Origin of the sequence: Rhodococcus sp. NPDC057135, from assembly GCF_042670865.1 — a bacterium.
Lineage (GTDB): Bacteria > Actinomycetota > Actinomycetes > Mycobacteriales > Mycobacteriaceae > Rhodococcus_F.
On sequence record NZ_JBHUUU010000005.1, the window covers coordinates 371,151 to 388,806 of the forward strand.

Genomic DNA, 17,656 nt, shown 5'->3' on the forward strand with positions numbered 1-17,656 from the left:
GTAAACCTGAAGTTACCTGCCAGGTGTCCGGTCTTTTCGCTGGGAGCGCCAGTCCGCGAGCATGCGCGGCATTTCCGCGGCCATGAAGTCGAAGAAGTCGCGCAGATCGGCCATCCGATTGCCGGCCGTGGTTCCTTCGCCGAGGACTCGAATCCCCTCGTCCGCAACTGCCGAGACCTGATAGAGGGAGGACTGTTTCGTGACAAACGCGTCGGCCCACATCTCGACGCTGACGCAGTAGTGCTGACGTCTCGACCCGGGTACCGCCACACGCTCGATCAACCCGACTTGCTGGAGGTATCGGACGGCTCCGGAGATGGCGGCGGGGCTCACTCCCAACCGAGATCCGAGATCTCCCGGTGTGGACGAGGGCGTCTCGCTGGTCATCAGTGCGGCCCAGACGCGTGCGGGCATCGGCGGAAAACCCATGTCGCTCAGCACGAGTGAGAGTCGCTCGACATAATGTCGGCTCTCGTCCGGGGCGACGGTATGGCTGGTGTCGGTCATCGGAACCTTTCGATCTTTCCTTCTTTTCTATCTTCACACATTTGTGAAATCGGCGTACGGTCAAATCCATGGGTGCGGCAATTTCAGTGAAAAGCCTCGTCAAGACCTTCGGTACCACCCGCGCGCTGGACGGCCTCGATCTCGACGTCTCGACGGGTGAAGTGCACGGTTTCCTGGGGCCGAACGGCTCCGGAAAGTCCACCACTATTCGGGTGCTCCTCGGCCTGCTCCGCTCCGACTCCGGGGACGCAACCGTCCTCGGCGGCGATCCGTGGCGAGACGCCGTGACTTTGCATCGACGGCTCGCGTACGTACCTGGCGACGTGAATCTGTGGCCCAACCTCACCGGCGGGGAGGCTATCGACCTGTTGGCCGGTCTGCGCGGTGGTCTGGACCGAAAACGGCGCAGCGAGTTGCTCGAGCGCTTCGAGCTGGACCCGACCAAGAAGGCGCGTACGTACTCGAAAGGCAACCGGCAGAAGGTTGCACTCGTGGCGGCCTTTTCGTCGGACGTCGACCTTTACGTCCTCGACGAACCGACATCAGGACTCGATCCCTTGATGGAAGCCGTATTTCAGGACTGCGTCGAGGAGGTGGCTCACGCCAGGAAGACGGTTCTGCTGTCGAGCCATATCCTGGCCGAAGTAGAGGCACTGTGCGATCGCGTGAGCATCATCCGCGACGGGCGGACGGTGGAAGAGGGAACACTCTCCGAACTCCGGCATCTCACCCGCACATCCGTCTCGGCGGAGACGGTGCGCCCGATCGGTGGACTCGACGGACTCGGCGGTGTCCACGACGCGGTGATCGACGGTAACCACTTCACCTGCGAAGTCGACAGCGCACAACTCGGGCCACTTATGACGTACTTGGTCGGCTTCGGGATCGTGGCGCTCACTTCCACTCCGCCAACGCTCGAAGAACTCTTCTTGCGGCACTACGGTGACGAGCGGGCCAGGGAGACTTCGGTCCACCTGCGGGCCGAGACCGGAGTATTGCCATGACCGTCGTTGCCGAAGCCGCTCCACCGGTACCGGCGTCGGCAAGTCAGTTCACCGGCACACGCCGACTGGTTCGGTTGGCTTTGCGACGGGACCGGATTCAGCTTTCCGTGTGGGTCATCTCGATCGTGCTGTTCATGCTGCTTGTCGTCGCCAGCGTGACCGGGCTCTACACGACGCCCGAGGAATTGCGAAACATCGCAGTCAGTTCCGCGGTATCGCCGGTGGCGCTGGCGACCAACGGAATCGTGTCCGGCGATTCGCAGGGCGCGATAGTCGCCAGTCAGTCGGTTCTCGTGTTCGCGTTGGTTGCGGCATTGATGAGTACCCTTGCGGTGGTTCGCCATACGCGACAGAACGAGGAGACCGGCCGTGCCGAGATGATCGGTGCTGCGGTGGTGGGTCGGCGAGCGCTCCTGACCTCCGCGTTGATTGTCACGGTCGGTGCGAATGTGGTTCTGGCACTGGGAATTGCACTGGGATCGATCGCCGTCGGTCTGCCGGTCGGTGGTTCGCTCGCGCTGGGTGCGTCGATCGGCGGTACCGGAATCGCGTTTGCCGGAGTGGCGGCCGTGACGGCGCAGATCACCGACGGTGCTCGTACGGCCAACGGTTTGGCCGGCGCCGCAATCGGTGTCGCCTTCATGCTGCGCGCGATCGGTGACGTGAACAGTACGGTCGTCGACGACGGAACTCGCGTGGTGAGCGGTTGGTTGTCGTGGCTCTCACCGATCGGGTGGGCACAACAGATCCGACCTTTCGACGACGACGCCTGGTGGATCTTGTTGTTGCTGATCGGATTTGCGGCTGTGCACGTGGTGGTGGCTTTTGTTCTCATCGGCCATCGCGATCAGGGAGCGGGACTCGTTCAGCCCCGACCCGGACCGCCGGTCGCGGCATCGTGGCTACCGTCGGCTTGGGGCCTGACGTGGCGCATGCAGCGAATGACGATGTTCTGGTGGATCTTTGCCGTCGTCATACTCGGGTTCGCGTACGGCGCTGTGGGCAACGAGATCGACGCGATGGTGGGATCGTCGCAGCAGACCGCGGAGATGTTCGAGAAACTCGGTGGCGGCGGTACGGATCTGGTGGACTCCTACTTGGCCACCGCTCTCGGTCTCACGTCGATAGTCATCGCGGCATATTCGGTCCAGAGTCTTCTCCGCATGCGGGGCGAGGAAACCTCGGGACGGCTCGAACCGTTGCTGGCAACCTCGCTGTCGCGGCGGAAGTGGATGCTGTCCCACCTGGGGGTGGTTGTCGGCGGTGTGATCCTCGCGCACGTCTTGATGGGGGCGTTCACCGGATTCGCCTTCGGGCTCGTCACGGATGACATCGGCGGCAACACACTTCGGATGACCGGCGCGGCGTTGGCGTATCTGCCCGCGGTGCTTGTCGTCGTGGGGTTGGTGTCGTTGGCTTTCGGACTGTTTCCTACGTATGCGTCGTCCCTCTCCTGGGGAATCTTGGCGGCATGCATCGTGCTCGGGCAACTCGGTACGCTGCTGAAACTTCCGCAGATAGTGCTGGATCTGTCGCCGTTCACCCACGTGCCGGGTGCCCCTGCCGAGCCGGTGACAGTTCTACCACTTCTGGCAATGATCGTTGTGGCAGTAGTGCTTTCGGCAGCATCGCTTGTTGCGTTCCGTCGTCGCGACCTCCAGGTGTAGGAGAGCTGAACTCAACTCAGAATTCGACGAAGCTGACGCGCCTGCGCAGCGAGACGTCCGGTCGAGTCGAACAATTCGGATTCGTCGACGCAGAGAGTGTCTGTCGCCCATACAGTCCCGTGGCGCAGGCGATACCACTGCGACGGTGGCTGGGGGAGCGCCGCGATGTGCTCCGGCATGAAGTGTGCGGTGAACTCGATGGTCGGAATGGCCACGGGCATCGTCAGTGTCGCGAACAGTCCAGGTGGAAGTGCATCGAGCAGGACCGCCGCACGCTCTTGCGCCGTGAAATCGAGATCTGTGAGCAGCCGGATCCAGACGTCGAATTCTGGGGAATCACCACCGGCGAACGGCCTCGCCGAATTGATCGGCCGAATGTCGAGGTGCTGGGCGAACGGCACAAAATCCACCGGGATCTCCAGTGGCGGCAGGGTTGACGGGTCGGCCGAACTCGGCTCGACTCCGGGGGCGGACAGCGTCGTGACTCCTGTGTCGCGGGCTAACCGAACAAGGGCGGATCCTGCACCGGTCAGAGTGACGTGGCAACTGACGGTCCGCCCGCCCCGCATCTCGCCGACAGTCAATTCGGCCGGCCCCGGAGGGACGGGGCGGTCCAGGTGCGCCGTGACTGCAAGCGGTTCGGCTCCGGACGCGTCGGCGGCGACTCGCAGCATCCGTGCTACGGCAAGTCCGCCCTGAATGCCGTCGAAACTCCGCCAGCTGGAGTCGAATTCGGTGTGATGACGCGCGGCGTCGGTCGACGGCGCGGCCGTCACGGATGCCTGACTAGTAATTGCCATAGTCAGCACACTAAATGCTGACTATGGCAATGGCAAGCTAGGGTCTATTCGGGAGTGCTGGACGACCCACCGAAGAGCATGTAGATGAGGATCTGAAGAATGCCGAGAGGATTGATCTCGCCGAGGCTGCTCATGTGTGAGGAACTCCTGATTGCGGGGATGGGTAGTGTTGCGTCGCAACGTCACTGAAAGTACGGCAATTCAGACAATGTGGTGCGGAATTTACCGATAATTCACTGTCCGCGAGTCGGGCGGCAGTGCAGGTAGGCGTCGGTGACCACGTCGAGAACGCGATTGCCGTGCGCATCGACCAGTTTTGCCGTGATGGTGACCAATCCTCGGGAGCGATTGTCGAACACGACGTTGTCGACGGTGACCTTTCCGCTCAGGGTGTCACCGGGGCGCAGTGGACGCAGGAAGCTCACGTCGCGCATGGTCTTTCCGGCGATCACGTTCCATTGGTCGTAGAGACTGGCAACCACCAACTTCTGGCAGATCGACAGGGTGTGCAGGCCGCTGGCGATCAACCCGCCGAAGACGCCGGACCCGGCGGCTTCCTTGTCGATGTGAAACCACTGGGGATCCCACTGGGTTGCGAACTCGACGATTTCTTCCTCGGTCACCGAATACGAGCCCAACGGGATCACTTGGCCGATCTCGAGATCCTCGGCGAACACTGTGCGTGTGTGAAGGGCGGCCGAATCGTTCATGGTTGTGCAAATCTCCTGCGTGTTCCGGGTGTACTCGGAACATACTCCCGCAGTGTGTTCGAGTCGGTCTCCGGTGTCGTCGGGTAATCCAGGGTCACTAGAATCGTCGCATGGTTGACGACGCGAAGATCGAGCCGAGGGCGCTGGCAGGAACGTGGCACTTCGAGCGCGACATCGTCGACCGTCTTTCCGGTTCCACCAAGCATGTCTTCGGAGAGACCACTATCTCCGAAGCCGGTGACGGTCGGATGCGGTGGTACGAGAGTGGCACTCTGCGTGACGGCGATCTGGAACTGCCCGTGTTCCGGACTCTGTTCATCGCCGAGCACGGCCTCGGGTGGGCTGTGACATTCGAGGACGGCAGGGAGTTTCACGACTGGGCGCCGGGGGAGGAAGTCGAGCACCTGTGCGGTGCGGATACCTACCGCGGGCGAATCGACGTCACTGCCGGCGATCGATCGGCCTGGACTGTCGTCTGGACCGTGACGGGGCCGAGCAAGGACTACACGATGACCACGCATCTCACCCGGTCCTGATCGCAGCGCTCGCCAGCTATTCGACGCCGATCGTCACCTCGGTGGACTTCACGAATACCGTTGCAGCTTGGCCTGGTTCAAGGTCGAGATCCAGCGCGGCATCGCGGGTGATCGACGAAGTCACGATCTGGTTCCCGCCGTCCAATTTCACCTTGACCGTTGCCATGACGGTGCCGAGGTTGACCTCGGTGATGGTGCCGGTGAGTTGATTTCGTGTGGACAGCCGCATCTCTGAACTCCTGTGTTCTCGGGTAGGTGTACTTCGACCCTAAGCTGCCTGGCCCGTGGATACCCAGCGATTCCGCAGGTGCGGACATGCAGGCGAGAGAGTTGCGCGAATGATGTCGGCCGCCCGAGGTAGATTCCGGTCATGACTGAACCTGTGAAGGGCCCGGCGTCGTACTTTCCGTCGATCGAGAAGAAGTACGGTCGGCCGATCGGTGAATGGCAAGAGCTGATCCGAAGCTCAGAGCTCACCAAGCACATGGAATTGGTGAATTGGTTGAAGTCGGAGCACGGTATGGGCCATGGTCACGCGAATGCCCTTGTCGCGCATACGTTGAAAGAAGGCTAGTTCACTTCAGGCGGCAGTAGCGTCCAGCACCAACCAGCCGCCGTGATGCTCGAATACCTCGAACGGCACACCGGTCTGCCGGCCGACTGCGCGCAGCGACTCGAGGTCGAAGGTGCGGATGTGGCCGTGGCATGCGGTGGCTTCGTCTTCGAAGGGGACGGCTATGACGACCCTCTGACGTGCGATTCGGAGTGCCTGCGCAATCACGGCTACGCCCACTGAGTCGTCTACGTGCTCGAGGAGATGAATCGCGGTGACGGTGTCGGCGCTGTTGTCCGGAGCCGGGACTTCCCCCGCGTCGCAGATCACCGTGTCGATCTTGATGCCGAGTTCGGGGGCTACCGCGTCGAGCAGGATCATCGTTCCGGGCAGGATGTCCGTGGCGGTCACGTCCATTCCGGCGCGCGCGAGCCGCAGGGGCAGGAAACCGAAGCAGGACCCCAGATCGAGCACGGAGCCACGAACCAGTTCTTCGGCTTTGTCGTGGATCGGTGCGAAATCCGCAGTGCCGTCCAGTAGTTCGGCAAGCGAGTTCTGGTAGTAGGTGGTCCAGGATTCGAGAGCGCCGTCCACGGTGGAGCGAACCAGACCGACCATCGTCAGCTCGAATTCGTCCTGGCCGAACTCCGCGTCCTGAATCGACGAGGTGACTCCGGCGACGAGGCGCTCGCTCAGATCGGTGGGAGTGAGGGAGTGCCTGACGTGGAGGCGACCGCCTCGGCGATCGAGCGAGATCGGACCGGAATCGACCCGTTCGACGGTGACATGCCCGAACGACCACAAGCCTGGCGCCGACGGTGCCAGTGAATCCAGGACCGGTTCGTTTGTGGTGGTGGACATGATCACCTTTCTCGGGTGGCTGATGCTCTATCAGGTGCTGATGCCGGTCCGCAGGGACTGCGTACCTGTTTTCAAGAGTTCCGGTAGCTCGAGTGAATCGTCGGTGAGCCACTGCTCGTACGCCGACATGGCCACCCCGAGCAGAAGATAGCCGACGGTGCGTGGGCCGTGATCGGTCGGTTCGAGATTCATTCGTCGTGCGACGTAGTCGGCGACCACCTGTCGCCACCCTTCGTACATCACCACAGAGTATGCCTGAAGCGTCGGAACTTCGAGGATCAGTTCCATCCGTTTGCGATGTACCGCACTCTCTTCCGGTGGGAAGGTGTTGAACGTCAACAATGCGGATTCGAGTGCGTCGACCAACGGGATGTCGGCGGGCAGTGAATCCAGGTGCTCGCGCATCTCGCCGAGATGTCCGTCGAAGTCTCCCCAGGGAACGGCGTTCTTGGACGGGAAGTAGCGAAAGAAAGTCCGACGCGCGATGCCGGCGGCGTCGGCTATCTGGTCAACGCTCACCTCGTTGAAGCCGACTGTGGAGAACAGTTCGATGCCGATCGTGCTGATTCCCTCCTTCGTTGTGGAGGGGCGACGACCTATCCGAGCGGACGGTTTCTTGCGGCTACGCATACTTTTTTCGCTCCATGTGTGTCATTCTGCACTCGATGCCATTACAGTGGTGAACCGAGTCACAGTGAAGTCCCACTAGTGACCACCAACTCCCAGATTGGAAGTCTGATCTACAGACTTCCAGACGGAGTGCGAACGCAGGAGGAATCCATGTCAGATCGTGACAACAAGGCGCTCGAGAACGACCTCGTCGAGGAGTCCCTCGTGGAGGAAGTTTCCATCGACGGCATGTGCGGCGTGTACTGACCGTGTCTGCTTTGGATCTCGACGCGGGGTGGAAACTCCACCCGCAGGTAGCGCTTCGCCCCGAACCTTTCGGGGCGTTGCTCTACCACTTCGGAACGCGCAAGCTCTCGTTCCTGAAGAACACGACCATCGTTGCGGTGGTCAAGGCGTTGCCAGACCATCCTGATGTCCGGTCCGCACTGCGTGCGCAAGGCATCGAAGATGACGCGGCTCCCCAATATGCCCGTGCGCTGAGCACTCTCGCCGATTCGCACATGATCGTGCCTGTCTGAGCCAGACGCTCGCCCCCCACGTGCGGAACAGCCCTTCTGCACGTTCGCCCGCTTCATTTCTTCGCGAGGACACAGCCATGACCTCAGTTCTTGAACAGCCATCCCCACCCGCCAAGGTGGGTCGCCTCGTCGATCAGTTCGAACTCGGACTCGACGCCCCGATCTGCCTGACGTGGGAACTCACCTACGCCTGCAACCTGTCCTGCGTGCACTGCCTGTCGTCTTCGGGTCGTCGTGACCCCAACGAGCTGAGCACCGAGCAGTGCAAGTCCATCATCGACGAGCTGCAGCGTATGCAGGTGTTCTACGTCAACATCGGTGGCGGCGAACCGACGGTACGCTCCGACTTCTGGGAGCTCGTCGACTATGCGACGGACCACCAGGTTGGTGTGAAGTTCTCCACCAACGGCGTGAAGATCGACAAGAAGGTCGCCGCACGGCTCGCGGCCAGTGACTACGTCGACGTGCAGATTTCCATCGACGGTGCCACTGCTGAGGTCAATGATGCTGTGCGCGGGCCTGGTTCGTTCGCTATGGCCGAGCGCGCTCTCGCGAACCTGAAGGAAGCCGGCTTCAAGGACGCCAAGATCTCGGTGGTCGTCACGCGGCACAACGTCAGTCAGCTCGACGAGTTCAAGGCTCTCGCCGACAAGTACGACGCGACCCTGCGCATCACTCGCCTGCGTCCTTCGGGCCGCGGCGCCGACGTGTGGGACGACCTGCACCCGCGTCCCGAGCAGCAGCGTGAGCTCTACAACTGGTTGGTGGCCAACGGTGAGGGCGTCCTGACGGGCGACTCGTTCTTCCACCTCTCCGCGTTCGGCGATGCACTGCCCGGTCTCAATCTCTGTGGCGCGGGCCGTGTCGTGTGCCTGATCGACCCGGTCGGCGACGTGTACGCGTGCCCGTTCGCGATTCACGATCAGTTCCTCGCCGGAAACATCGTGAAAGACGGTGGATTCCAAGAAGTCTGGCAGCACTCGGACCTGTTCGAAGAGCTGCGCTCGCCGCAGACCGGTGGTGCCTGCAGCAAGTGCAACCACTACGACTCCTGCCGCGGTGGCTGTATGGCAGCCAAGTTCTTCACCGGACTGCCGATGGACGGTCCTGATCCCGAGTGCGTCATCGGAAACGGTGAAATGGCCTTGGCCGGCGCGGGAGAGATCCCCAAGTCCAGCGTCGACCACTCACGTTCCGGTCAACGCAAAACCCCGCGTGCATCGGTGCCACTGACCCTGATGATGCGTCCCCCCGCCAAGATTTGTGACGAAAACCCGCTTGCGGGAATGTAAGTAGCCTTTCCGGCCACTTGCGATACGAGAGGTTTGACTGATGGCAAAGAACGCATTCTTCGAGACCGTCGCCGAAGCACAGCGACGTGCACAGAAGAGGCTCCCCAAGTCCGTATATGCGGCGCTGGTGGCCGGATCCGAAAAGGGTCTGACCGTCGACGACAATGTCGCGGCCTACAGTGAACTGGGTTTCGCTCCGCATGCGGCCGGCTTGCCGAACGAGCGGAACATGGCCACCACCATTATGGGGCAGGACATTTCGCTTCCGGTGATGATTTCGCCGACCGGTGTGCAGGCAGTGCACCCCGACGGTGAGGTAGCGGTAGCTCGGGCGGCCGCAGCACGGGGAACGGCGATCGGCCTGAGTTCTTTTGCCAGCAAGTCCATCGAAGAAGTTGCAGCGGCCAACCCGCAGGTGTTCTTCCAGATGTACTGGGTCGGCAGCCGCGACGTGCTCCTGCAGCGTATGGAGCGCGCTCGGGCGGCCGGTGCCAAGGGCCTGATCATCACCACCGACTGGTCCTTCTCGTACGGCCGCGACTGGGGAAGTCCGTCCATCCCCGAAAAGATGGACCTCAAGGCGATGTTCCAGTTCGCACCCGAGGGCATCATGCGCCCGAAGTGGTTGTTGGAGTTCGCCAAGACCGGCAAGATCCCGGATCTGACCACCCCCAACCTCGCGGCCCCTGGCCAGCCGGCACCGACGTTCTTCGGCGCGTACGGCGAGTGGATGCAAACTCCGCTTCCGACGTGGGAAGACATTGCCTGGCTGCGCGAGCAGTGGGGCGGGCCTTTCATGCTCAAGGGCATCATGCGCATCGACGACGCCAAGCGTGCTGTCGACGCCGGTGTCTCCGCGATTTCCGTCTCCAACCACGGTGGTAACAACCTCGACGGCACCCCCGCGCCGATCCGCGTACTCCCGGGGATTGCCGAAGCCGTGGGCGATCAGGTGGAAGTTGTTCTCGACGGTGGCATTCGACGCGGGGGCGACGTCGTCAAGGCGCTCGCTCTCGGCGCCAAGGCCGTCATGCTCGGGCGCGCCTACCTGTGGGGCCTCTCGGCAAACGGTCAGGCCGGAGTCGAGAACGTGCTCGACCTGATGCGGATGGGCATCGACTCGGGACTGATGGGCCTTGGCCACTCGTCCATCACCGAACTGAGTCCGGCGGACCTGGTGATCCCGGAAGGCTTCACCCGCACGCTGGGTGCGAGCTGAAACTCCGGCTCTGATCGAGCTGTGAGTTGAGCCTTCACGAACACACAACCCTGGCCGGACGCACCGTCCGGTCCAGGGTTGTCTTCGGTCCGCACGAGACCAATCTGGCCCTCGGCCGCGAACTTTCGGATCGGCACCGCGCGTACTACCAACGCCGCGCCGAGGGCGGTGCCGGGATCGTCGTCACGGAAGTGGCGTCGGTACTGGACAACGACTGGCCGTACGAGCGGGCACCGTTGGCATCGCAGTGCGGCCCGGGGTGGCAGTCGATCTCGACGGCGTGCGCTCCGTACGGAACATTGGTTCTTGCCGGTCTCGGTCATACCGGGATGCAGGGTTCGAGCGCATATTCACAATCGGTGCTGTGGGGACCGTCGCGGGTAGCCGACCCGGTGACGCGCGAGTTGCCGTTGGCAATGGGGCAGCCGGAGATCGACCAACTGATAACCGGCTTTCGCGACGCAGCGGCGCTGGCGATCGCTTCGGGAATGGACGGCGTGGAACTCGATGCCGGCCCTCGAAGTATTCTGCGGCAATTCCTTTCGGGTCTGACCAATACTCGACAAGACCGATACGGCACTGATCGCGCTGCCTTCCTTCGTGAGGTCATCTCGGGAGTGCGTGAGGAACTCGGACCGGACCACGTCGTCTCCTTGCGGTTGTCCTGCGACGAGGAAGCACCGTGGGCGGGATTGACACCCGAGATTGCCGCAGGCTTTGCGCGTGAAGTATCTCCGCTCCTCGACCTCCTTGTCGTCGTCCGAGGTGGACTCTATTCGGCTGACCGATACCGTCCCGACTTTCACTGCTCGACGAACTTCAACTTCGCCCTGTGCCGTGAGATCAAGGCCGCGGCCTCGATTCCCGTTGTCCTGCAAGGGAGTGTCGTTGATCTTGCCGAGGCTCACGCGGCGCTGGAAATAGCAGAGTTCGTCGAGATGACCAGAGCCCAGATCGCGGACCCTGACGTGGTCGTGAAAGCCGCGCGCGGCGATCGTCCGCGGCCGTGCGTGCTCTGCAATCAGACGTGCCTGGTGCGTGATCCTCGCAATCCGCTGGTGACCTGCGTCGGAAATCCGAGCGCCGGTTTCGAGACGGTGGACCCCGATGAGCGAGAGCAGATTTCGACACCGGGATCCGTCCTGGTTGTGGGCGGTGGCCCCGCCGGAATGGAAGCTGCACGGGTCTCGGCGGCCGGAGGGCACTCGGTCACACTGGTTGAGAGTTCATCGCAGTTCGGCGGCATGATCCGAACTTTCGCGCGAGGTGACGGCCGCGGCCGGTTCACACTCCTCGCGCAGTGGCTCGAGGACGAATGCCGTCGAAGCGGGGTGACGATGCGAACCGGGGTGGCGATCGACGCACAGGATCTCGACGACGCACGCAGTCGGGGCGAGTTGGTTGTGGTTGCCACCGGTAGTGCTGCGAGGCCACCGGCATATCCGACCGACGACTCGGTTCGATGGCTGGATGCATCGGAAGCCCTCGAGAAATTCACTTCGGTGGGGCCGGGCCCGGTAGTGCTGATCGATCCGCTCGGTGGACCGATCGCGGTGGCGCTCGCAGAAGCACTCGCAGCCAAGGGCAGCTGCGCCTCGATTGTCACCCCGGACACCATCGTCGGTTCGAGGCTCGGCGCGAGTGGCGATCTGGTCGGCGCCAACACCCGCATCCAGCAGGCCGGGATCACCCGAGTGCTCGCATCGCGTGTCGTCGAAATCGCCTCAGGGGCCGTGTGGGTCGAACACGTCTACACCGGTGAGCGGTCTCGGCTCGAGTGCGAAGTGTTGATCGATTGCTCGCCCCGTCTGCCGAACGAAACCCTGAATGAAACCGGGAGTATCCGGGTCGGGGACGCGGTTGCCCCGAGAACTGTTCTCGAATCCATCCGCGAAGGGCGCTTTGCAGGGTTTACTACTAGAACGAGTTTCAATTCTGCAGAGAGGGCTATCTCATGACACAGGGTTCAGTTCGTTCGCTCGAAGGCCGCGTTGCGTTCATCACCGGCGCAGCACGCGGTCAAGGACGTGCGCACGCGGTCAAGATGGCGCGCGAGGGAGCGGCGATCATTGCAGTAGACGTGTGCGCGTCGGTGGCGTCGGACAATTCCTACGAGGCAGCAACTTCCGAGGACTTTGCCGAGACTGTGCGTCTGGTCGAAGGGGAGGGTGGGAAGATCCTTGCGCGCGAGGTCGACGTCCGTGACGGCGCAGCGCTCACTGCGGTGGTCAAGGACGGCGTCGAGCAGTTCGGGCGTCTCGACATCGTGGTCGCCAATGCCGGCGTCTGTAACTGGAATCGATTCTGGGAAATGTCGGACGAGCAGTGGGAAACGCTGATCGACATCAACCTGACCGGAGTCTGGAAAACCCTCAAGGCCTCGGTGCCGGCGATCATCGAAGGTGGGCGCGGTGGATCGATCATCGTGGTCAGTTCGGTGGCGGGACTCAAGGCGTTGCCCGGGCAAGCGCATTACGCGAGCGCCAAGTTCGGTCTGGTCGGGCTGACGCAGGCCGCGGCAAAGGAACTGGGGGAGTACAAGATCAGGGTCAACTCGATCCATCCCTACGGAGTCAATACGCCGATGGGCGTCGACCAGGGCGCGCTCGAGGTATTTGCCAAGTTCCCGCAATACCTTCCCAACTTCACTCCGATCCTGTCGGACATCGCTTTTGCCGAACCCGACGAGATTGCCGATACCGTTCTGTGGCTCGCCGGTGACGGTTCACGCACCGTCACGGCAAGTCATATCGCGCTCGATCAAGGAAACTCCAAGGTCTGATGACGCCGTACCCGCGCCTCTTCACGCCACTGCGCCTGGGCAACCTGACACTCCGCAATCGGGTCGTGTTCTCCGCACACCTGACCAATTACGCGGAGAACGGGTTGACGACGGAGCAGCACGCGAGCTACTACGAGGCGCGGGCCCGCGGCGGTGCGGGTCTGATCATCACCGAGGAGCACTCGACGCATCCTTCGGATCGACCGTACGAGAAGATGATTGCAGGCTATCGGCCCGAAGCAATCGAGGGGTACCGGCGGATCACCGACGCCGTTCATGCACATGGTTCGTCAATTCTTGCGCAGATCAACCACAACGGCGGTCAGGGCGCTGGAACCTATTCTCGATTACCGCTGTTGGCGCCGAGCGCGGTAGCCGATCCGTTGTTCCGCGAGGTGCCCAAGGCCGTCGACGACGCGAACATCGCCGAGATACTCGCAGGGTTCGCTCTTGTTGCGCGCAACTGCGTCGCCGGTGGCTTCGACGGGGTGGAATTGCAGGCGTCGCAGTCGTCCATCGTGCGCGCCTTTCTCGCACCCTCGACGAACCTGCGCACCGACCGTTACGGCGGAGGCGTGGCAGATCGTGCGCGTTTTCTGCTCGAGGTGCTGGGGGTGCTTCGTGAGGCCGTCGGCCCGGATCGTGTGCTCGGCGTGCGCCTGAGTGGATACGAAGGAACGCGGGGTGGGATCGAACTGTCCGACGCGGTGGCCACCGCCCAACTCATCGAAGCCGACGGTCATGTCGACTACATCAACACCACCGTCGGTATGGCAACGGAAACACTGCATCTGGTCGAAGCGTCGATGACTGTACCCATCGGCTACGCCAACTTCGTCCCGTCTGCGATCCGGGAGGTGGTCGATCTTCCAGTGGTCGGCGTCGGCCGTTTCAAGACGCCTGAGCAAGCTGAAGCTGCGCTCGCGGGCGGTGTGTGCGATCTGGTGGGTGTGGTTCGTGGGCAGATCGCCGATCCGGATTTTGTGACCAAGGCGCGTGCCGGTCAGTCGGTGCAGGTGCGAACCTGCCTGTCCTGCAATCAGGAATGCGTCGGGCGGACGGGTCTGGGTCGTTGGTTGGGGTGCACCGAAAATCCGCGCGCCGGTCGAGAATCGGTCCCACTGCCGATGCCGCGGCGACGAGGTCGCTCTGTGATGGTGGTCGGCGGCGGCCCGGCCGGCCTGCAAGCTGCGGCCACCGCGGCCCAGCGCGGTCATGCGGTGACGCTGTTCGAGCGTGAACGAAGACTCGGTGGACAGATTCTCACCGCCTCGGTGGTCCCCGCTCGCCGAGAGCTCGCCGACCTCGTCCGAAATCTCGAATCGGAGTGTCGCCGAAGCGGTGTCACGATCGAGGTGGGTGTTGGAGCTGATCTCGCGATCGTGGAGGAGGGCGCGCCCGACGTGGTCGTGATCGCAACCGGGGCGCGGCCGGTGCGCCCAGCGTGGGCGGGTGGGTCCGAGCGTGTGGTGGGTGTTCGAGAGGTTCTCGACGGCAAGATTTTGCCGAGTGGAACGGTGCTTGTCTACGACGAGTTGGGATTCCATCAAGGTACGTCGGTGGCGGAGTTCCTCGCTGATCGAGGCTGTGCGGTCACGATCGCGACCAACGGCATGGTGGTCGCGCAGGACTTGAGCATCACCCTGGATTTCGAGGCGTGGAACCGCCGGGCGTTCGAGAAGTCGATCATGCAACGGACGGATCTGATGGTGACTTCGGTGAGCAGTGGAGCCTTGCCGCTCGTGAGCTTGCTTCACCTTCCGACGGGTGTGGTCGAGGAAGTAGCGATCGACTGGGTGGTTTTTGTAACGCAGCAGGAACCTGTCGACGAGCTATGGAATGCGTTGGAGGGAAGTTCTTTCGAGACTTTTCGAATCGGTGACGCTCTGTCGCCGAGACGTTCGCATGCCGCGGTCATCGAGGGTCATCGAATTGCGTTGTCGATATAAGTCGTCCGTTATGTCTCTGGTTATCGAAAGTATGTTCGATTAATCTTTCGGTATGGACAGTCGGGAAGCGTGGCAGCTGGATGGTGAGGGCCTCAAGTGTGAGGTTCTGGATCTGGTGCGTCTCCGGCACGAGTTGCAGTCGCGGATGGTATTGCTGATCGTGGAGATGTTTTCCCGGGAGACTGTGGTCGGGAAGGGTTTTCGGGCAATCGCCCAGTGGTTGCATGGTTCGACGAATTTGGAGATCGGTGAGTGCAGTCTGCTGGTCAGTTTGGCGCGGTTGCTGTTGCTCGAACCTGTTGTCGCGGATGCGTTCCATCGCGGTGGCGTTGATGCGTTGAAGGCCCGTCAGGTGGCCATGTTTTGTCAGCATCCGCCCAAGAACATGACGCCGGCGGATGTGGACAAGGCCCGCGGGATCCTGTTGGAGTTGGCGTCGAAGAACATTGCCGATTGTGATGCGGTGCGGGCGGCGATTCGGCGGATCGAGAAGCAGTACGGCAAGCGTGAGGACGGTGTCCCGGTCGGGGAGGATTCGGAGCGTAATGAGTTTTACGCGTCGAAGGGCTTGTATGGGCGTGTGTCGGTGAAGGGTGATCTGGATGCGGTCAACGGGGCCCGTCTGATCACGTTGTTGTCGAGTCTGTCGGCGCCGACGCCGGAGAAGGACGGTGTGAAGGACACGCGTACTCCGGCGCTGCGGCGGGCGGACGGGTTTTGTGAGTTGTTGCGACGGTACGAGCGGGCAGGTCTGGGCCCGATCGAGGGCGGGGTGAAACCGCACATCACTGTCACGGCCAGCGCAAAAGACATGACCGATATGCAGGCCTTGAAAGACCTGCTGCCGTCCACCGAAGAACTGGGGTTCGCGTGGACGGATTGGGTGGGCCCGATCAGTCTCGACACTGCCCGGATGTTGGCTTGTGATTGCACGGTCACCCGAATTTTGTTGGATGAGAACGGGGTTCCGCTCGACTGCGGTAAGGAAGCGAGAACGGCGACGGTTCCGCAGCGGCGGGCGTTGGCGGTGCGTGATGGCGGGTGTGCGTTTCCGGGGTGCGGGACACCATCAGGGTGGTGCGATGCTCATCATATTGTTCACTGGAATGATGGCGGCCCAACGGATCTCGACAATCTGATCTTGTTGTGTGGCCATCATCATCGGACACTGCACCACACCGAATGGCGGGTGGAGATAGGCCCCGACCGAAAAACAGTGTTCTATCCGCCGATGTCGATCGACCCGTTCCAGCATCCGATCGGTGGTAACAGTCCACCGACTGCGGCGTGAACCTCCACAACTGCCGACGCGAGCACCGGGGCATCACCATGCCCCGGTGTATTCGCATGCTGTGTTTCGGAGGGTGACTGTTTCGGGGGTGGCAGAGTCGGGGGCAGGCTATACATGAGCGATGAAACGCAAGGGACCGTTCTGGGATGTGGTCAATGGGGATTCTCCGCCCTCGCCGGCAGCGACATTACTTGGTTGGACGCTTCGTGCGATAGATCCTGAGTCCGCGACGATTGAAGTGGGATTCACTCTCGACGTGAGGTTTACGAATCCTGCTGGGCACATTCAGGGAGGTTTCCTCGCTGCGATGCTTGACGACACTCTTGGTCCCGCATTGGTGGCCACACTCGACCACGACCAGTTCGCGCCGACAGCGTCGTTGCATGTTCAATTTCTCGAGCCTGCCTTCCCCGGCGCATACATCGGGCGTGGCCGTGTCGTGAGGCGTGGTGCGTCCCTCGCTTTTCTTGCAGGAGAACTTCTGACCGAATCCGGAACTGCCGTCGCAACAGCCAATGCCACCACCACAATCCGATCGATTCGGGTGGACCCGAGAGCTCGAGGATCTGTGCACAATACGATCGGGGGATGAGTTTTTTGCGTGACCTTGCTGCCATCCCGAGCCCGGCGCTCGAGGGCACTGCGCTCACCGTCGTAGTCCCGGTCGGTTCTTTCGAACAACACGGTCCGCATCTGCCTCTCGATACGGACACTCGGATTGCGAGAGCAGTCGCGCAGGCTCTGCCCGACGTCGTCGTGGCCCCGGCCGTCGAATACGGGGCGAGTGGAGAGCACGAAGGTTTTGCCGGCACTGTCTCGATCGGTGCCGAGGCTATGGAAATCGTCGTAGTCGAGTACGGAAGGTCCGCATTCCGGTGGGCGAAGCGGGTGCTGTTCGTCAACGGTCACGGCGGAAATGGACCCGCATTGGCCAAAGCGGTGGCACTTCTGCGGTATGAGGGGCGTGATGCCGCTTGGGCGCCGTGCGCTGTTCCGGGTGCCGACGCGCATGCCGGGCACACTGAAACGAGCCTATTGCTGCACCTTTCGCCCGATTTGGTGCACATGAGCCTTGCTGAGACAGGAAATTTGTCTCCTATCTCAGACCTGATGCCAGGAATGCGTTCGGGCGGTATGGTCGCTGTGTCGCAAAACGGCGTTCTCGGCAATCCAGTCGGGGCTACCGCCGAAGACGGCGCATACATCTTCGGTGAGTTGGTAGGACGCGTGACGGATGGACTGGCCCGGTGGGAGCCTGGTCCAGATGGGAGGCTTCGGTGACGACCACGACCGAGTGGGGGCGGACGGTCCACCTGCGACGGCTTTCGAGGCTGCGA

The 17,656-nt window shown here is 62.2% G+C and carries 20 protein-coding genes; 14 read left to right on the forward strand and 6 right to left on the reverse strand.

The window, feature by feature from the left end:
- Window positions 1-12 precede the first annotated feature (12 nt).
- Window positions 13-507 (reverse strand): GbsR/MarR family transcriptional regulator, encoded by a 495-nt coding sequence (locus tag ACFT1A_RS12585; RefSeq protein WP_378447229.1) that lies wholly within the window; start codon window positions 505-507, stop codon window positions 13-15.
- 68 nt (window positions 508-575) lie between these two features.
- On the opposite strand from ACFT1A_RS12585, the gene ACFT1A_RS12590 reads away from it, so the two are divergent.
- Together ACFT1A_RS12590 and ACFT1A_RS12595 are read left to right on the forward strand one after the other, a co-directional pair.
- Entirely contained in the window at window positions 576-1,511 is a 936-nt protein-coding gene (locus ACFT1A_RS12590; protein ID WP_378447230.1) for an ATP-binding cassette domain-containing protein, read from the forward strand.
- Window positions 1,508-3,178, forward strand: coding sequence for an ABC transporter permease (locus ACFT1A_RS12595; protein ID WP_378447231.1), 1,671 nt, complete (start codon window positions 1,508-1,510; stop codon window positions 3,176-3,178). Before ACFT1A_RS12590 ends, ACFT1A_RS12595 begins: the two co-directional genes overlap by 4 nt.
- A gap of 11 nt (window positions 3,179-3,189) precedes the next feature.
- Here the strand turns inward: ACFT1A_RS12595 and ACFT1A_RS12600 are convergent, their stop codons facing one another.
- A complete protein-coding gene (locus tag ACFT1A_RS12600) occupies window positions 3,190-3,978 on the reverse strand; it encodes a thioesterase family protein (RefSeq protein WP_378447232.1) in 789 nt (262 codons plus the stop codon).
- 233 nt (window positions 3,979-4,211) lie between these two features.
- Complete coding sequence (locus ACFT1A_RS12605; RefSeq protein ID WP_378447233.1) at window positions 4,212-4,688, reverse strand: MaoC/PaaZ C-terminal domain-containing protein; 477 nt, start codon at window positions 4,686-4,688, stop codon at window positions 4,212-4,214.
- Window positions 4,689-4,798: 110 nt separating this feature from the next.
- Between ACFT1A_RS12605 and ACFT1A_RS12610 the strand changes: the two genes are divergently transcribed.
- Window positions 4,799-5,224, forward strand: a complete 426-nt coding sequence (locus ACFT1A_RS12610; protein WP_378447234.1) for a DUF6314 family protein — start codon at window positions 4,799-4,801, stop codon at window positions 5,222-5,224.
- Window positions 5,225-5,240: 16 nt separating this feature from the next.
- On the opposite strand, the gene ACFT1A_RS12615 is transcribed toward ACFT1A_RS12610, so the two are convergent.
- Entirely contained in the window at window positions 5,241-5,453 is a 213-nt protein-coding gene (locus ACFT1A_RS12615) for a molybdopterin-binding protein (RefSeq protein WP_003942061.1), read from the reverse strand.
- Between the two features lie 141 nt (window positions 5,454-5,594).
- Here ACFT1A_RS12615 and ACFT1A_RS12620 point away from each other — a divergent pair, with 141 nt between their 5' ends.
- On the forward strand, window positions 5,595-5,798 hold the full coding sequence (locus tag ACFT1A_RS12620) for a DUF4287 domain-containing protein (protein WP_378447235.1): 204 nt from the start codon (window positions 5,595-5,597) through the stop codon (window positions 5,796-5,798).
- A gap of 6 nt (window positions 5,799-5,804) precedes the next feature.
- Here ACFT1A_RS12620 and mftM read toward each other — a convergent pair whose 3' ends face one another.
- Both mftM and mftR read right to left on the reverse strand, forming a co-directional pair.
- Window positions 5,805-6,638, reverse strand: coding sequence for a mycofactocin oligosaccharide methyltransferase MftM (gene mftM, locus ACFT1A_RS12625; RefSeq protein ID WP_378447236.1), 834 nt, complete (start codon window positions 6,636-6,638; stop codon window positions 5,805-5,807).
- Between the two features lie 30 nt (window positions 6,639-6,668).
- Window positions 6,669-7,268, reverse strand: coding sequence for a mycofactocin system transcriptional regulator (gene mftR / locus ACFT1A_RS12630; protein ID WP_378447237.1), 600 nt, complete (start codon window positions 7,266-7,268; stop codon window positions 6,669-6,671).
- A gap of 150 nt (window positions 7,269-7,418) precedes the next feature.
- Between mftR and mftA the strand changes: the two genes are divergently transcribed.
- From mftA to mftE, 10 genes are all read left to right on the forward strand, one after another.
- On the forward strand, window positions 7,419-7,514 hold the full coding sequence (gene mftA, locus ACFT1A_RS12635) for a mycofactocin precursor MftA (protein ID WP_063836238.1): 96 nt from the start codon (window positions 7,419-7,421) through the stop codon (window positions 7,512-7,514).
- A complete protein-coding gene (gene mftB, locus ACFT1A_RS12640) occupies window positions 7,499-7,786 on the forward strand; it encodes a mycofactocin biosynthesis chaperone MftB (protein ID WP_007728309.1) in 288 nt (95 codons plus the stop codon). The genes mftA and mftB overlap by 16 nt, the downstream gene beginning before the upstream one ends.
- A gap of 77 nt (window positions 7,787-7,863) precedes the next feature.
- Complete coding sequence (gene mftC / locus ACFT1A_RS12645) at window positions 7,864-9,078, forward strand: mycofactocin radical SAM maturase (protein ID WP_317552369.1); 1,215 nt, start codon at window positions 7,864-7,866, stop codon at window positions 9,076-9,078.
- Between the two features lie 40 nt (window positions 9,079-9,118).
- Window positions 9,119-10,297, forward strand: a complete 1,179-nt coding sequence (gene mftD, locus ACFT1A_RS12650; protein WP_378447238.1) for a pre-mycofactocin synthase MftD — start codon at window positions 9,119-9,121, stop codon at window positions 10,295-10,297.
- A 26-nt stretch (window positions 10,298-10,323) separates the two neighbouring features.
- The gene (locus tag ACFT1A_RS12655) at window positions 10,324-12,255 is read left to right on the forward strand and encodes a mycofactocin system FadH/OYE family oxidoreductase 1 (RefSeq protein ID WP_378447239.1); all 1,932 of its coding nucleotides are present in this window, start codon (window positions 10,324-10,326) and stop codon (window positions 12,253-12,255) included.
- Window positions 12,252-13,079, forward strand: coding sequence for a mycofactocin-coupled SDR family oxidoreductase (locus tag ACFT1A_RS12660; RefSeq protein WP_317552366.1), 828 nt, complete (start codon window positions 12,252-12,254; stop codon window positions 13,077-13,079). Before ACFT1A_RS12655 ends, ACFT1A_RS12660 begins: the two co-directional genes overlap by 4 nt.
- Window positions 13,079-15,028 carry a mycofactocin system FadH/OYE family oxidoreductase 2 gene (locus ACFT1A_RS12665; protein ID WP_378447240.1) on the forward strand — a complete coding sequence of 650 codons (1,950 nt, stop codon included), beginning with the start codon at window positions 13,079-13,081 and terminating at the stop codon, window positions 15,026-15,028. Before ACFT1A_RS12660 ends, ACFT1A_RS12665 begins: the two co-directional genes overlap by 1 nt.
- A gap of 52 nt (window positions 15,029-15,080) precedes the next feature.
- The gene (locus tag ACFT1A_RS12670) at window positions 15,081-16,319 is read left to right on the forward strand and encodes a DUF222 domain-containing protein (RefSeq protein WP_378447241.1); all 1,239 of its coding nucleotides are present in this window, start codon (window positions 15,081-15,083) and stop codon (window positions 16,317-16,319) included.
- Between the two features lie 121 nt (window positions 16,320-16,440).
- Window positions 16,441-16,911 carry a PaaI family thioesterase gene (locus tag ACFT1A_RS12675; protein WP_378447242.1) on the forward strand — a complete coding sequence of 157 codons (471 nt, stop codon included), beginning with the start codon at window positions 16,441-16,443 and terminating at the stop codon, window positions 16,909-16,911.
- Window positions 16,908-17,600 (forward strand): mycofactocin biosynthesis peptidyl-dipeptidase MftE, encoded by a 693-nt coding sequence (gene mftE, locus ACFT1A_RS12680; protein ID WP_378447243.1) that lies wholly within the window; start codon window positions 16,908-16,910, stop codon window positions 17,598-17,600. Before ACFT1A_RS12675 ends, mftE begins: the two co-directional genes overlap by 4 nt.
- Window positions 17,601-17,656 lie beyond the last annotated feature (56 nt).